This window comes from Sandarakinorhabdus sp., assembly GCF_040398665.1.
GTDB lineage: Bacteria > Pseudomonadota > Alphaproteobacteria > Sphingomonadales > Sphingomonadaceae > Sandarakinorhabdus.
The window spans coordinates 82490-97028 of record NZ_JBBATQ010000013.1; the positions used below are offsets into that span (position 1 = coordinate 82490).

The following is a 14539-nucleotide window of genomic DNA, read 5'->3' on the forward strand; positions in this document are numbered from 1 at the left end:
ATGGTGTTGATCACCGGAACCGTGCGTCTGCCGCCGGCGAATCTGGCGGATGCGCGCCCCATCATGCAGCGCATGGTGACGGCCAGCCGGGCAGAGCCGGGTTGCATCACCTACAGCTATGCCGAGGATCTGTTCGATCCGGGGCTGATCCACATCTGCGAATCATGGGATGACCGTGCTGCGCTCGATCGGCATTTTGCCACGGATCATATCGCGCAGTGGCGGGCGGCATGGCCTGAACTGGGCATCGGGGAACGGAATCTGGCACTGTATGAGGTCGGCGACGCGCAGCCGATCTGAAGCCGCGCTTGGCGGTCGCTTTCTGATCTGGAGGTGCTAGAACAAAGGCTTGGGAGGCGTCGCCATTGGACCTGCTGGGTTTCGCCCTTGCCGTATTGCTGATCGAATTGACGCCGGGGCCGAACATGGCCTGGCTGGCCGGGCTGGCGGCGACGGAAGGCCGGCGCAGCGGGCTGGCGGCGGTGGCGGGTGTGGCGCTCGGTCTGCTCGCCAACGGCCTGCTGGCGGCGCTCGGGCTGGCCGCGTTGTTGCAGGCGGCGCCGCAATACTGGATCTGGCTGCGCGTGGGCGGCGCGGTGATGATGCTGTGGCTGGCGATCACCACCTGGCGCAGCGCGGGAGAGGCCCCGGCGGTGCGGGCGCCTGCCAACAGCGCCTGGCGGGCCCTTGGTACCGGTACGGTCATCAACCTTCTGAATCCGAAGGCCTATATTTTCTTTGTGGTGGTGGCGCCGCAGTTCATGGACGATGCGACGTTGACCCTTGGCGCGGCAATGATCCTGTCGGTGGTCAGCGCGGCGATCGCCACGGCCATCCATCTGGCCATCGTCATCGCCGGGGCCAGCGCCCACGCGTGGCTGCTGGATCCGGCCCGCCTGAAGCCCGTAAAGCGCGGCTTCGCGCTGGTGATGCTGGCGATTGCGGTGTCGTTTCTGGTGGCTGATCTTTAGATTTCAATGAGTTCGACCTGAAGCGTTCAGCTCCCTCCCCCTTGCGGGGAGGGAGCTGGTGTGTTTCAACTTGGGCGCAATCGTCGTCAGCGGCCCTGCGGCGGCTTTTGCGGCGGCGGTTCCTTCAGCGTCTGATCCAGCCAGTTCTGGTCCAGCCGCGGCGCATCGTCGGCGGGTGGCGGCTCGCCGTCCATGGGCTGGGTGCCATCGGGCGTGATGCCGTAGGATTCGGCGTCCGGTTCCAGCAGCATCGTCTCGTCGGCGAATTCGGTCACCAGCGCTTCGGGCGGGGTGCCGCCGACGGCGCGGGCCATATATTGGGCGAAGGCCCGCGCCGGGGCGCGGCCGCCGGCCAGGCCGGGCACGGCGCGATTGTCATCGCGGCCCATCCACACGCCGGTGGTCAGGCCGGACGAGAAGCCGATGAACCAGCCATCCTTGTTGCTGCTGGTCGTGCCGGTCTTCCCCGCCAGCGGCCGGCCGATCTGCGCGGCGCGGGCGGTGCCCTGTTCGACAGCGGCCTGCATCAACTGGGTCAATTGCGCGGCGATCACCGGGGCGATCACTTGCCGCGTGTCGCCTGCCGCCCGGCTGAACAGCACGCGGCCGCTGCCGGTGACGACGCGGGTGATGGCATAGGGAGCGTTTTCCTGGCCGCCGTTGGCGACGGTGGCATAGGCGTTGGTCATTTCGAACACCGTGGCCACCGAAGCGCCCAATGCCATCGCCGGCTGGCGATCGATCGGCGTGGAAATGCCGAAGCGCCGCGCCATTTCGGCGACCGTATCGAACCCGACCTGCTCGGCAATCTGCACGGCCACGGTGTTGATCGACAGCGCGAACGCCTGTTTCACCGACACCGGGCCGGCAAAGCGGCCATCATTGTTCTTCGGGCTCCAGTTGCCGATGGTCACCGGCTTGTCTTCGTAGATATCGTCGGGCGTGATACCGGATTCGAGCGCGGCGGCATAGACGAACATCTTGAAAGCCGAACCCGGCTGGCGCCGGGCGGTGAGCGCGCGATTATAGTTGGAGCGGACATAATCGGTGCCGCCCACCATCGCCTTCACGGCGCCATCGCGGGCCAGCGCCACCAGCGCGCCTTGCGAACCCTTGGGTGCTTCGGCGCGGATGGCGGCTTCGGCCCAGGCCTGGCCCTGTGCATTCAGCGTGGTTTCGACCGATAGCGGCTCATTGGCTTCGTCGGTCAGATTTTCCAGCTCGCCCAGCACCCAATCGGTGAAGTAACGCACACCTGCGGCGCGCCCCTGCGGGGTGAAGCGCACCAGCGCCGGATCGGCGGCGCGGGCTTCTTCGGGCGTGATGCGCCCGGCATCGACCATCACCGCAATCACCGTGGCGGCGCGGCGGCGGGCAGCTTCGGCATCGGCGGACGGGGAAAATCGCGATGGCGCCTTGACCAGACCGGCGATGATCGCGGCTTCTTCCAGGCTCAAGCGGCGAGCGCTGTGGCCATAGAATTTGCGCGATGCGGCATCGATGCCATAGGCGCCGCCGCCGAAATAGACGCGGTTCAGATAGAGTTCGAGGATGGTTTCCTTGGAAAATTTGCGCTCGATGGCCAAGGCCAGCACCGCTTCGCGCAGCTTGCGGCTATATTGTTTCGACGAGGTGAGGAACAGGTTGCGCGCCAGCTGTTGGGTGATGGTCGATGCGCCCTGGGCCTTGTTGCCGCGCATGGTGTTGACCACCAACGAGCGGATGATGCCGATGGGATCGACACCGGGGTGATACCAATACCGCCGATCTTCCACCGTCAGCATCGCATTGGTCATGGTGGCAGGGATTTCGGGGTAGCTCAGCCATTCCCCATAGCTGGGGCCGATGCTGGCCAGCACGGTGCCATCGTCGGCCTTGATCTCCACCGATTGGCCGTTGGGGCTGCGCTTCATCTCGTCAAAGCTCGGCAGGTCGCGGTAAGCCAGTGCCACCGCGATGCTGAGCGCGATGACGCCAGCGAGCGCCAGCACAAGACCCCATTTGACGATGGCGCCAAGGAGCGTGGATTTCGGGCGGGTGGAGCGGGGCACGGGCGGTGTATTATCCATCAAATACGGCAGCTATGCGGCGATACAGGCTATGTGCAGGCGGGGCAGGCCGGATCCTTGGGCAAGGCAATGCTGCGGAACCGGCCGGCGCGGGCATCGAACAACAATAATGAACCGGCGCTTGACGGCGCATAGCCCGACAGTTCGCGGATGGCCTCCAGCGCCATGAGGCTGCCGATCACGCCGGTCAGCGCGCCGAGCACACCGGTGGCGGCGCAATTGCGGTCGGGCTGATCTTGCGGTGAACCGACGAAGCAGCGATAGCAGGGCAGGGCGGGATCGTGGCCCTTGAACAGCGCAACCTGGCCATCATAGGGCCCGACCGCGCCCGACAGCAGCGGCACTTGGCAAGCCAGCGCCGCATCCGCCACCAGCAGCCGCGTCGCGAAACTGTCACAGCCGTCGATGATCAGATCATGGCCGGCGAGCAGGGCGTCGACATTGTCCGCATCCAGCCGCAGCGGCACCGCCACGGTTTCGACATGCGGGTTGAGCGCGTGCAGATGCGTGGCTGCGGCCTCGGCCTTCATCGCGCCGGCATCGGCGGTGGTGAACAAGATCTGGCGCTGCAGATTGGACAGCGCGACATCATCATCGTCGATGATGGTCAGCCGGCCGACTCCGGCGGCCGCGAGATAGAGCAGGCAGGGCGAGCCCAACCCGCCGGCACCAACGACGGCGACCCGCGCGCGGGCCAGCGCCGCCTGACCGCGCCCGCCGAATTCGGGCAGCACGAGGTGGCGGGCGTAGCGTTCCAGCTCGTCGTCGGAAAAACTCACGTGTGCACGCCCGTCGAGCCGAACCCGCCCGTGCCGCGCTGCGTATCATCCAGCGCCTCGACCTGCACCAGCGCAGCGCGAGTGACGGCGGCGGGCACCAATTGGCAGATGCGCATGCCGCGCTCGATCACGAACGGCTCATTGCCGAGGTTGATCAGCAATGCCTTCACCTCGCCGCGATAGTCGCTGTCGATGGTGCCGGGGCTGTTGGGCACGGTGATGCCGTTTTTCAGCGCCAGGCCGGAACGCGGGCGCACCTGCACTTCATAGCCTTCGGGGATGGCCATGCAGAAGCCCAGCGGCACCGGGAAGCGCGCGCCGGGTTGCAGGATATACGTGTCGGTGACGGCGGCGACCGCATCCATGCCGGCGGCGCCTGGCGTCGCATAGGCCGGCAGCGGCAGGCCTGCCCCGTGCGGCAGGCGTGTGATGGGAATGCTGATCATGGGCTGAAATGCCTGGCGATGCGGTGGGCAAGGCGGTCCGCCACCGCCTGTTTCGGCGATGCGCCCCAATCCTCGCTGCCGGCCTGGTTGACGAAATGCACGTGGGTGGCGTCCGCGCCGAATACGCCTTCACCCACATCATTGGCGATGATCCAGTCAGCACCCTTGCGCGCGCGTTTCGCGGCGGCATTGGCCAACAGATCGCGGGTTTCGGCGGCAAAGCCCACCACCAGCGCCGGGCGCTGCGCGTGGTGGCCGATGCCGGCCAAGATGTCGGGGTTTTCGACCAGCGCGATGGCCGGCGTTGCACCTCCGTCCTTCTTCAGCTTGTGATCAGCCGTTTCGGCGCGCCAATCGGCGACGGCCGCGACCATCACGGCGATATCGGCGGGCAGGGCGGCTGCACAGGCGGTCGCCATGTCGCGCGCGGTGATCACGTCGACGCGGGTGACGCCGGCCGGCGTGGCCAGATGCACCGGCCCGGCCACCAAAGTGACCCGCGCACCCAGCGCCGCCAGCGCGCCGGCGATGGCAAAGCCCTGCTTGCCGGACGAATGATTGCCGATGAAGCGCACCGGATCGATGGGTTCATGCGTCGGCCCGGCTGTGACCAGCGCGTGGCGACCAGTGAGCGGTTTCGGGCCGAATTGCGCTGTGATTTCGGCCATGATTGCCGTCACTTCGGGCAGGCGGCCGGGGCCATATTCGCCGCAGGCCATCTCGCCGTCATCGGGCATCATCACGGTGATGCCGTCATCGCGCAACGTGGCGATGTTGCGCTGCGTCGCGGCGTGCTGCCACATGCGCACATTCATCGCCGGCACCATCAGCACCGGCGTGTCGGTGGCGAGCAGCAATGTGGACGCCAGATCATTGGCCTGGCCAGTCGCGGCGCGGGCCAGCAGATCGGCGGTGGCCGGGCAGACGACGATCAGGTCGGCAGCGCGGCTGAGCTGGATATGGCCCATGGCAGCCTCATCCTCCAGATCCCACAGGCTGGTGCGCACCAGTTCTCCCGCCAGCGCGCCGAGCGACAGCGGCGTCACGAAGCGCGCACCATTTTCGGTGAGCACCGGCAGCACCCGTGCGCCGGCGCGGCGCAGTTCGCGCACCAGTTCCAGCGCCTTGAACGCGGCAATGCCGCCGCCAACGATCAGAAGGATGGTCTTGCCGTGCACGGCTGCGCCCATAGCGCAGCGCTGCCGTTCACGCGAGCCGTTTGGTATAGACGGTGGTGGATGCCATCGCGCCCTTCGGCATCAGCGCATAGGCCGCAATCTCGCCCACCCGTTCCCAGCCGCCGCGTTCATACAGGCGCGCCGCCGCGCTGCCGGTGATGGTATCGAGCACCAGCGTGGTGCGGGCCATCGCCAGCGCCTCGCGCTCCACCGCCGCCAGCAGCGCCGCACCCACGCCCCGGCGCTGGCAGCGCGGCGCCACCAGCATCTTGGCGACATCGGCGCGGTGCAACTGGTTGGGCATATTGGCCGGCACCAGGCTGACCGTGCCGGCCGCGCCTTCGTCGTCGATCGCCACCAGGATCAGCAATTCGCCCCGCGCCGCCGCCTCGGCGCGTGCCTGCCACCAGGCCAGCGCCTCGGCTTGATCAAATCCGGCCATGAAGCCGATCGACGCGCCGCCGGCCACCGCCGCCACCATCATCGCCGCCAGGTCCGGCAGCAGCCCGGCATCGGCCATGGGTTCGAAGCGCCTGATCGCCATGCACATCCGGCTATCACGCGGCACTTGACGGGCCAAGCCTGCGCCGGCCAAGTCGTTGCAGGGGAGAATGATGATGATTTCGGCGCAGTTGCGATGGGCGATCATCCTGATCGGGGTGGCCATCGCCCTCAATTATATCGATCGCGGCGCGGTCAGCGTGGCGGCACCGTTGATCAAGGACGAATTCGGCCTGACCAACGAACGCTATGGCGTCATCGTCTCCAGCTTCTACTGGACTTATGTGCCGGCGCTGGCGCTGGCTGGCTGGCTGGCCGACCGGATGAGCGTGCGGCTGTTGATGGCGCTTGGGGTTGCCACCTGGGCGCTCGCCACGATCGGCATGGGCTTTGCCGGCGGGGTGACCGCGCTGATCCTGCTGCGCCTGGCGATGGGGCTGGGCGAAGGCGTCGCCTTCCCCTGCGGATCGAAACTGATCGCCAAAGTGCCCGAAGGCGCGCGCACCTTGGCCAATATCTCGCTGTCCGGCGGCCTGGCGGTGGGGCCGCTGATCGGCACGCTGGCCGGCGGGGTGATGATGAACCTGTGGGGCTGGCAGGCGATGTTCATCGCGTTCGGCCTGATCACCTTGCTATGGCTGGTGCCGTGGTGGCTGGCGCGGCGCGGCATATCCGAAGGCGAAGCGCCGGTCTCCACCACCGAATCCGCCGTGCCGCTGGCGCAGATGCTGCGCAACCGCGGCCTGTGGGCGATGACCGCGCTGCACCTGTCGGCGACGTTTCCGCTCTATTTCATCGTTGCCTGGCTGCCGCTGTGGCTGATCAAGGCGCGCGGCTATTCGATCATCGACATGAGCCTGCTCACCGCGTCCTTCTATGTCGCGCAATTGGCCGGTGGCACCATCGGCGCCTGGGCGATCGATCGCGCCATCCGGGCCGGCGGCGACGGGTCGAAATGGCGGCGCGGCATGTTGTTCTTCGGGGTCGGCACCTGCGTCGCCGGTCTGCTGCTGCTGCCCGATGTCACCGGCTGGCCGCTGTTGCTGACGCTGATTGCGGTCACCGGCTTCGGCTATGGCCCGGTGCCCAACCTGCTGTTCGTCATGGGGCAGACGATGGCCGGGCCGGCGTCGGCCGGGCGCTGGGTGGGGGTGCAGACCAGCCTGGGCAATTTGTCGGGCGTGATCGGGCCGGTGGCCACCGGCATCATCGTCGATGCCGCCGGCTACCGCCCGGCCTTTTTGATGACCGCCGGAATCGTCACGCTGGGCACGCTGATCTTTGCGCTGGCGGTGCCGCGCGTCGTGCCCGTGGACTGGGGTGTCAGGTGGAAGGCGGCGTAGCAGGCGGCGGGGGATCGGGCACCATCGTCACCGGCGGCGCTTCGGTCGGCACCATGGTCGGGCCGCCTTTGCCGCCAGCCGGACCCACGGTCTGCCCGCGGGCCTTCCTGTGCTCATCCAGATCGAGCACAGCCGATTCGTCCTCGGTGAGCAGGCCGAGCCGGCGCGCGACCTCCTGATAGGCCTCGACCTCGCCGCCGAGGTCGCGGCGGAACCGGTCCTTGTCCAGCTTGTCGCCGGATTTCATGTCCCACAGCCGGCAGCCATCCGGGCTGATTTCATCGGCCAGGATCACGCGGGCAAAATCACCGTCATACAGCCGGCCGAACTCTAGCTTGAAATCCACCAGCCGGATGCCGACTCCGGCAAACATGCCGGCCATGAAATCATTCACCCGGATCGCCATGTCGGCAATGTCGTGCATCTCGTCCTGGCTGGCCCAGCCGAAGGCGGCGATATGTTCATCGGTTACCAGCGGGTCGCCGAGCGCATCATCCTTGTAATAATATTCGATGATCGTGCGCGGCAGCATCGTGCCTTCCTCGATACCGAAGCGCTTGGCGATGCTGCCGGCTGCGACATTGCGCACCACCACTTCGATGGGGATGATCTCCACCTGGCGCACCAATTGCTCGCGCATGTTGAGGCGGCGGATGAAGTGCGTGGGGATGCCGATCAGGCCGAGCAGCGTGAAGACATGTTCGGAAATGCGGTTGTTGAGCACGCCCTTGCCGCTGATCGTGCCCTTTTTCTGGGCATTGAAGGCGGTGGCATCATCCTTGAAATACTGGATGATGGTGCCGGGTTCCGGGCCTTCATACAGGATCTTGGCCTTGCCTTCGTAAATCTGGCGGCGGCGGGTCATGCGGTCCTCCTGGGCGACTCCGCTCGGCCCCTGGGGCGTGGGCGGCGCCGAAAACATGGTCTGCGCGTGGCCGATGCGAGCCTGCAAGGGGCAGGGTAACACGCCCACCGCGCGCGGGGGAGTGGCCATAGCCGCAAAGCCCCCTCCACACAATGTTGCTGCACAACGCTGCCGCACAACTTGCAGGCATTGGCGTTGAACCTGGCGTGCGGCTACCCTATCTGAAGGGCAGAGGGTGCAGGAGTAACAGCGCATGACCAGTTTCGACAATCGCGAGCAAGCCTTTGAAGCCAAGTTCGCCCATGATGAGGAGACGCGGTTCCGCATCCTGGCGCGGCGCGGCAAGCTGATCGGGCTGTGGGCGGCGGAGAAGCTCGGCAAATCCGGTGAAGTCGCCGAGGAATATGCCAAATCGGTGCTGATTTCCGATCTGGAAGTGCCGGGAGACAGCGACATCATCGCCAAGCTGCTGGGTGATCTGGCGCCGCACGGCGTTGGTGAATCCGATATCAAGGCAATGCTGGCGGAAAAGCTGGTGCAGGCCGAAGCCCAGATTGCCGGTGTCGCCTGATGGCCATGGCCGCACAGGATATCGAATCGGCAATTCTGGCGGCGCTGCCCGGCGCCGTGGTGGAAATCACCGATCTCGCCGGCGACGGCGATCATTATGCCGCCGTTGTCACCGCGTCACAATTCGCCGGCCTGTCCAGGGTTGCGCAACAGCGGCTGGTGTATAATGCTTTGGGTGGGCGCATGGGGGGCGCATTGCATGCCCTGAAACTCACCACGATTCCGGCCTGATCACCAGCCAGAAGCGCCCAATCAAGTTTGCAAGGATAGAGCGTCCCATGAGCAATCCCGTCCACGATCGCATCACCACCCTGGTCACCAGCAACGATGTCGTGCTGTTCATGAAGGGCACGCCGTTTTTCCCGCAGTGCGGCTTTTCCTCGACGGCGATCCAGATCCTCGAACGCCTCGGCGTCGGCTTTGAATCGGTCGATGTGCTCGCCGATCCGGAAATCCGCGCCGGCATCAAGGACTACAGCGATTGGCCGACCATCCCGCAGTTGTATGTGAAGGGTGAATTCGTCGGCGGCAGCGACATCATGATCGAGATGTTCCAGGCCGGTGAATTGCAGGCGCTGGTGGCCGAAGCCGGCATTGCCTCGCAGGCCTGACCGCAACGGACGCGGCCAGCCCAGTGCCCAAATCTTCGCCGCGGCTTGCGGTTTCCGCCATCTGGGATGGCATGACATCGCTGTTGACCGCCGATCTGTCGCGGATGTTCTTCGTGGCGGCGCCGTTCACCTTGCTGGTCGGCGTGGCGGTGGAACTCTATGGCCCGCCGCCACCCGCCGATCTGACCAACATCACCCCGTCGCAATTGTTGTGGCGACTGGCGCTGCCCAGCTTGGCTGCGGCGCTGACGCAGTTGGCGATCAGCCACATGGTGCTGTTCCCCGGCGACGCACCGCGCCGGGCGCTGGCCGCAGCGGCGGCGATGTTCCCGGTCTATATCGCGGCGCAACTGCTGGCGTCGCTGCCGGTGGGCTTCGGCTTTGTCGCGCTGGTGGTGCCGGGCTTCTATCTGTTTGCGCGGCTGATCTTCGTTTCGCCCGCTGTCGCCATGGCCGAGGGCGGCTCGCCGATTGCCATTCTCAAGCGCAGTTGGGCCGTGACCGAGGGCCAGAGCCTGCCGCTGTGTCTGTTCCTGGTGGCCGGCCTGTTCAGCGTGATCGGCATTTCGATCCTGGCCGAAGGGGCCGGCGCGGCGCTGGATGTGGTGGCGCGCCTCGCGGGGCTGGAAGGCGCGGCGCGCTTTGTCCACGCGCTGCTGGTTGGCATCGGCAGTTGTTTCGTGGCGGTGGGCACCTCTGTGGCCGGGGCCGTCGCCTATCGCCTGCTGATGACACGCTGATCGCGAATCGAGCCCGCGCCGTCAATCCCAGCGCGCGTGCGGTGGCAGGCTCATCAGGATGGCGTCGGTGTTGCCGCCGGTCTTCAGGCCGAAGGTGGTGCCGCGGTCATAGACCAGGTTGAATTCGGCATAGAGGCCGCGATAGCGCAATTGCTCGGCGCGCTGCTCCGGCGTGTAATCCTGGTGCATCTTGGCGCGCACCAGCTTGGGGTAGGTCTCCAGGAAACAGCGGCCGACGGCCTGGGTATAGGCAAAATCCGCCGCCCAATCGCCGCTGTTCAGATGATCGTAGAAAATCCCGCCGACGCCGCGGTGGCGATTGCGGTGCGGCACCCAGAAATAGTCCTCCGCCCATTTGGAATGGGCCGGATAATAACCGGGATTGTGGGCATCGCAGGTGGCCTTCACGGCCGCGTGGAAGGCCGCGGTCTCGTCGGCATCGGGCAGTGCCGGGTTCAGATCGACGCCGCCGCCGAACCAGCGCTTGGTGGTAACCAGCATGCGTGTGTTCATGTGCACGGCGGGCACCAGCGGGTTGACCGGATGGATCACCAGGCTGATGCCGGTCGCGAAAAACCGCGGGTCCTCGGCGGCGCCGTTGATCTGCTTGGCAAAATCCGGGTTGAACTCGCCGAACACCGTCGAGATGTTGACCCCGGCCTTTTCGAACACCCGGCCTTTCATCACGCCCATTTCACCGCCGCCGCCTTCGCCGCCGCTGTGATCGGTGCGATCCCAGACGCGCTTTTCAAAGCGGCCGGCTTCACCCGGCGCCTGGCCCTCGTCCTCCAACTGTTCGAGCATCGCCCAGATGTCGTTGCGGAGTTGGCGGAACCACGCCTGGGCGGCGCGCTGCTGGTCATCAAGCTGGATCATGGTGCCTTCTAGCCAGCCACGGCGCGGCGGAAAAGCCCTAACCCGCGCGGCCGATCATCGCCCGTATCTTACGGACTGGTAATGGGCGCGCCAAAATGTCCGAGGTCCATCGCCCTTTTGCCCGTTGCGTTGCGCCCATCGCTTGTCTATCGCCGTCCGATTGCAGGTGGGCGGCGGTCCCGCCTGTCTTGCATCCAGTTTCGGAAGGGACGAAATGGCGAGCGAAGTGCGGCAGGCTCCTGTCGAAAATCTCGGATCGGGCGGTGAGCGCCGCCGGGATTTCCTCTATATTGCCACGGCGGCCTTTGCCGGCGCTGGCGTGGTGCCGGTGGCCTGGTCACTGGTCAACCAGATGAACCCGTCGGCCGACGTGCTGGCGCTGGCGTCGATCGATCTCGATCTGGCCGCCGTGCAGCCCGGCCAGGCCATCAAGGCCAGCTGGCGCGGCAAGCCGATCTTTGCCCGGCATCTGACGCCCGAAGAAATCGCCTCGGCCAAGAAGGTGGACGTGGCATCCTTGCGTGATCCGCAGAAGCTGGAAGACCGCACCAAGGCTGGCAACGAACAATGGCTGATCACGCTGGGCGTGTGCACGCACCTCGGCTGCGTCCCGCTGGGCGCCGCGGAAGGCGAAGTGCGCGGCGATTTCGGCGGCTATTTCTGCCCGTGCCACGGCTCGCACTATGATACGGCCGCGCGCATCCGCAAGGGCCCGGCGCCCAAGAATCTGGAAGTGCCGCCCTATCAATTCAAGTCACCCACTTCGGTGACGATCGGCTGAGGAGGAGAAAGATGAGCTTTCCCTGGGCAAAACAATTTCAGCCGACCAGCGAAGTCGGCAAGTGGATCGATCAGCGGCTGCCGCTGCCGCGGTTCATCTTCAATGCGCTCGGGCCGGGCTATCCCACGCCCAAGAACCTGAACGCATTCTATAATTTCGGCGTGCTCGCCGGTGTGGCGCTGGTCATCCAGATCATCACCGGTGTCGTGCTCGCCATGCACTTCGCAGCCGACACCCGCGTCGCCTTTGATAGCGTCGAACACATCATGCGTGATGTGAACGGCGGCTGGATGATCCGCTACATGCACGCGGTGGGGGCCAGCTTCTTCTTCGGCGTTGTGTATATCCACATTTTCCGTGGGCTTTATTATGGTTCCTACAAGCCGCCACGCGAAGTGCTGTGGATGCTCGGCCTCGTGATCTTCCTGCTGATGATGGCCACGGCGTTCATGGGCTATGTGCTGGTCTGGGGCCAGATGAGCTTCTGGGGCGCGCAGGTCATCACCGGGCTGTTCTCGGCAATTCCGCTGGTTGGTCCGACGATCCAGACCTGGCTGCTCGGCGGCTTCTCGCCCGACAACGCGACGCTGAACCGCTTCTTCTCGCTGCATTATCTGCTGCCGTTCGTGACGTTCGGGGTGATCATCCTGCACGTGTGGGCGCTGCACATTCCGGGTTCCAACAACCCGACCGGCATTGAGGTGAAGACCGAGAGCGACACGATCCCGTTCCACCCCTATTACACCGCCAAGGATTTCGTTGGCCTCGGGATCTATCTGATCCTGTTCTCGGCCTTCGTGTTCTTCATGCCGAACGCCCTGGGCGAAGCCGACAACTATATCCCGGCCAACCCGCTTTCCACGCCGGCGCACATTGTTCCGGAATGGTATTTCTGGCCCTTCTACGCCATCCTGCGCGCCTTCACGGCCGATTTCCTCGGCGTGCCGGCCAAGCTGTGGGGCGTGCTCGCCATGTTTGCCTCGATCCTGCTGCTGTTCCTGCTGCCTTGGCTGGACACGTCGCCGGTTCGTTCGAACAACTATCGCCCGCTGTCGCGCATCCTGTTCTGGGTGTTCGTCGCCGTGGCGTTGGCGTTGGGCGTGTGCGGCGGTGCGCCGGCTGAAGAGCCCTATCTGCGGGCCAGCCAGTTGCTCACCGCTTATTATTTCGCGCACTTTCTGATCATCCTGCCGATCGTCTCCAAGCTGGAGAAGACCAAGCCGCTGCCGAATTCGATCTCGGAGGCCGTGCTGGCCAAGTACAGCAAGGCCGGCAGTGGTGGCAGCAGCGGCGGCGCGCCCCTGGCGCAGCCGGCCGAATAAGGAGTAGATGTCAATGATCCGCTGGGGCGCTCTTGCCGTCGGCCTGCTGTTTGTCATCAACGCCTTGTGGGGGGCGATCGCCCCCCGCGAGGACGTGACGCCAGACATGGCCAAGGCCTTGCACAAACACCCGAAGCACATGGAATGGGTCCACAACGGCCCGGGCAACCTCGGCGTGCTGGGCACGTTCGATCGCGCCCAGTTGCAGCGCGGCTTCCAGGTGTACAAGGAAGTCTGCTCGGCCTGCCATTCGATCAACCGCGTTGCCTTCCGTGATCTGGCCGACCTTGGTTTCACGCCGGCACAGATCAAGACGATCGCCGGCGAATATGAAGTGCCGGCAATTGACAGCGCTGGCGAACCGACGACGCGCAAGGCCACCGCGGCCGACAAGTTCCCGCTGGTTTATGCCAATGAAGCCGCTGCCCGTGCGGCGCAGAATGGCGCCAACCCGCCCGATCTGTCGCTGATGACCAAGGCGCGCCCGAACGGCACCAACTATGTCTATTCGCTGCTCACCGGCTATTCCGATGATGTGCCGAAGGGTTGGACCAAGCCGGATACACTGTATTACAACCCCTATTTCCACAGCATCAACATTGCCATGCCGCCGCCGCTCGCGGCCGACGGCCAGGTGACCTATGCGGATGGTTCACCGGCGACGGTTGACCAATATGCCAAGGACGTGGCGACCTTCCTGACCTGGACGGCCGAACCCAAGCTGGAAAACCGCAAGGAAACCGGCGTGGCGGTGATCCTGTTCCTGATCGTCATGACCGGGCTGGGTTATCTGACCTATCGCAAGGTGTGGGCCGACGTCAAAAAGGCCTGATCTTCGATTTGGATGTTGAACAGGCGGCGGCCCTCCGAAAGGATGGCCGCCGCTTTGTTGTGGAGGGCTTGATGGCCAACGAGGATCTGGCGGCGCTGGTGCGGACGATAAAGGATTATCCGCACGCCGGTATCATGTTTCGCGACATCACCACCTTGCTCCTCGATGGCACGGGCTTTGCCGCCTGCACTGAACGGCTGGCGGCAGCCATCATCACGCCGCCCGATCTGGTCGCCGGCATCGAAGCGCGCGGCTTCATCTTCGGCGCGGCGCTGGCGCAACGGCTTGGGGTGGGCTTCGTGCTGCTGCGCAAGCAGAATAAGCTGCCCGGCCGGGTGACCGGGGTCAATTATGCGCTGGAATATGGCACCGACCGCATCGAGATGCACGCCGATGCGGTGCAACCGGGCCAGCGCGTGTTGCTGGTTGATGATCTGATCGCCACCGGCGGCACCGCGCTGGCCGGGCTGGAATTGCTGCGCGGGGCCGGCGCAGTGGTGGACGAAGCGGCGTTCGTGATCGATCTGCCCGATCTGGGCGGCGCGGCGAAACTGCGCGCGGCGGGGATCAGCGTGCATAATCTGCTGGAATTTGAAGGCGACTAGGCCGTGAACTCATAAATTCCATACCCCGTCATTGCCCGCAGAAGCGAAAT

General features: G+C 65.3%; 17 protein-coding genes and 1 pseudogene. 11 read left to right on the forward strand and 7 right to left on the reverse strand.

Annotation, left to right across the window (positions count from 1 at the left end):
* Both ABWP22_RS14515 and ABWP22_RS14520 read left to right on the forward strand, forming a co-directional pair.
* Window positions 1–300: a putative quinol monooxygenase gene (locus ABWP22_RS14515; protein ID WP_353200697.1), complete on the forward strand. Its 300-nt coding sequence runs from the start codon at window positions 1–3 to the stop codon at window positions 298–300.
* A 65-nt stretch (window positions 301–365) separates the two neighbouring features.
* The gene (locus ABWP22_RS14520; protein WP_353200698.1) at window positions 366–971 is read left to right on the forward strand and encodes a LysE family translocator; all 606 of its coding nucleotides are present in this window, start codon (window positions 366–368) and stop codon (window positions 969–971) included.
* A gap of 86 nt (window positions 972–1057) precedes the next feature.
* On the opposite strand, the gene ABWP22_RS14525 is transcribed toward ABWP22_RS14520, so the two are convergent.
* From ABWP22_RS14525 to ABWP22_RS14545, 5 genes are read right to left on the reverse strand one after another with little or no spacing between them, the layout of a single operon-like run.
* On the reverse strand, window positions 1058–3040 hold the full coding sequence (locus tag ABWP22_RS14525; RefSeq protein ID WP_502951134.1) for a transglycosylase domain-containing protein: 1983 nt from the start codon (window positions 3038–3040) through the stop codon (window positions 1058–1060).
* 29 nt (window positions 3041–3069) lie between these two features.
* A complete protein-coding gene (locus ABWP22_RS14530) occupies window positions 3070–3819 on the reverse strand; it encodes a HesA/MoeB/ThiF family protein (RefSeq protein WP_353200700.1) in 750 nt (249 codons plus the stop codon).
* Entirely contained in the window at window positions 3816–4265 is a 450-nt protein-coding gene (gene dut, locus ABWP22_RS14535) for a dUTP diphosphatase (RefSeq protein WP_353200701.1), read from the reverse strand. Before dut ends, ABWP22_RS14530 begins: the two co-directional genes overlap by 4 nt.
* Window positions 4262–5455 (reverse strand): bifunctional phosphopantothenoylcysteine decarboxylase/phosphopantothenate--cysteine ligase CoaBC, encoded by a 1194-nt coding sequence (gene coaBC / locus ABWP22_RS14540; protein WP_353200702.1) that lies wholly within the window; start codon window positions 5453–5455, stop codon window positions 4262–4264. Before coaBC ends, dut begins: the two co-directional genes overlap by 4 nt.
* A gap of 16 nt (window positions 5456–5471) precedes the next feature.
* Window positions 5472–5987 (reverse strand): GNAT family N-acetyltransferase, encoded by a 516-nt coding sequence (locus ABWP22_RS14545; protein WP_353200703.1) that lies wholly within the window; start codon window positions 5985–5987, stop codon window positions 5472–5474.
* A gap of 67 nt (window positions 5988–6054) precedes the next feature.
* Here ABWP22_RS14545 and ABWP22_RS14550 point away from each other — a divergent pair, with 67 nt between their 5' ends.
* Window positions 6055–7287 carry an MFS transporter gene (locus ABWP22_RS14550; protein WP_353200704.1) on the forward strand — a complete coding sequence of 411 codons (1233 nt, stop codon included), beginning with the start codon at window positions 6055–6057 and terminating at the stop codon, window positions 7285–7287.
* A 91-nt stretch (window positions 7288–7378) separates the two neighbouring features.
* On the opposite strand, the pseudogene purC reads toward ABWP22_RS14550, so the two are convergent.
* Window positions 7379–8152 (reverse strand): annotated as a pseudogene (purC, locus tag ABWP22_RS14555) (phosphoribosylaminoimidazolesuccinocarboxamide synthase); the annotation flags it as partial.
* A 253-nt stretch (window positions 8153–8405) separates the two neighbouring features.
* Between purC and ABWP22_RS14560 the strand changes: the two are divergent.
* From ABWP22_RS14560 to ABWP22_RS14575, 4 genes are all read left to right on the forward strand, one after another.
* Entirely contained in the window at window positions 8406–8723 is a 318-nt protein-coding gene (locus tag ABWP22_RS14560; protein WP_353200705.1) for a DUF1476 domain-containing protein, read from the forward strand.
* Window positions 8723–8953, forward strand: a complete 231-nt coding sequence (locus ABWP22_RS14565; protein ID WP_353200706.1) for a BolA/IbaG family iron-sulfur metabolism protein — start codon at window positions 8723–8725, stop codon at window positions 8951–8953. The genes ABWP22_RS14560 and ABWP22_RS14565 overlap by 1 nt, the downstream gene beginning before the upstream one ends.
* A 47-nt stretch (window positions 8954–9000) precedes the next feature.
* Entirely contained in the window at window positions 9001–9333 is a 333-nt protein-coding gene (gene grxD, locus ABWP22_RS14570) for a Grx4 family monothiol glutaredoxin (protein WP_353200707.1), read from the forward strand.
* Between the two features lie 71 nt (window positions 9334–9404).
* Entirely contained in the window at window positions 9405–10073 is a 669-nt protein-coding gene (locus ABWP22_RS14575) for a hypothetical protein (RefSeq protein ID WP_353200708.1), read from the forward strand.
* Window positions 10074–10094: 21 nt separating this feature from the next.
* Here the strand turns inward: ABWP22_RS14575 and hemF are convergent, their stop codons facing one another.
* Complete coding sequence (hemF, locus tag ABWP22_RS14580) at window positions 10095–10949, reverse strand: oxygen-dependent coproporphyrinogen oxidase (RefSeq protein WP_353200709.1); 855 nt, start codon at window positions 10947–10949, stop codon at window positions 10095–10097.
* Between the two features lie 214 nt (window positions 10950–11163).
* Here hemF and petA point away from each other — a divergent pair, with 214 nt between their 5' ends.
* The 4 genes from petA to ABWP22_RS14600 all read left to right on the forward strand — a co-directional run bounded on the left by petA (window position 11164) and on the right by ABWP22_RS14600 (window position 14489).
* Window positions 11164–11730, forward strand: coding sequence for a ubiquinol-cytochrome c reductase iron-sulfur subunit (gene petA / locus ABWP22_RS14585; RefSeq protein WP_353200710.1), 567 nt, complete (start codon window positions 11164–11166; stop codon window positions 11728–11730).
* An 11-nt stretch (window positions 11731–11741) separates the two neighbouring features.
* Entirely contained in the window at window positions 11742–13052 is a 1311-nt protein-coding gene (locus tag ABWP22_RS14590; RefSeq protein ID WP_353200711.1) for a cytochrome b, read from the forward strand.
* A gap of 13 nt (window positions 13053–13065) precedes the next feature.
* The gene (locus ABWP22_RS14595; RefSeq protein ID WP_353200712.1) at window positions 13066–13884 is read left to right on the forward strand and encodes a cytochrome c1; all 819 of its coding nucleotides are present in this window, start codon (window positions 13066–13068) and stop codon (window positions 13882–13884) included.
* Between the two features lie 71 nt (window positions 13885–13955).
* The gene (locus ABWP22_RS14600) at window positions 13956–14489 is read left to right on the forward strand and encodes an adenine phosphoribosyltransferase (RefSeq protein WP_353200713.1); all 534 of its coding nucleotides are present in this window, start codon (window positions 13956–13958) and stop codon (window positions 14487–14489) included.
* The last annotated feature ends 50 nt before the right edge of the window (window positions 14490–14539 follow it).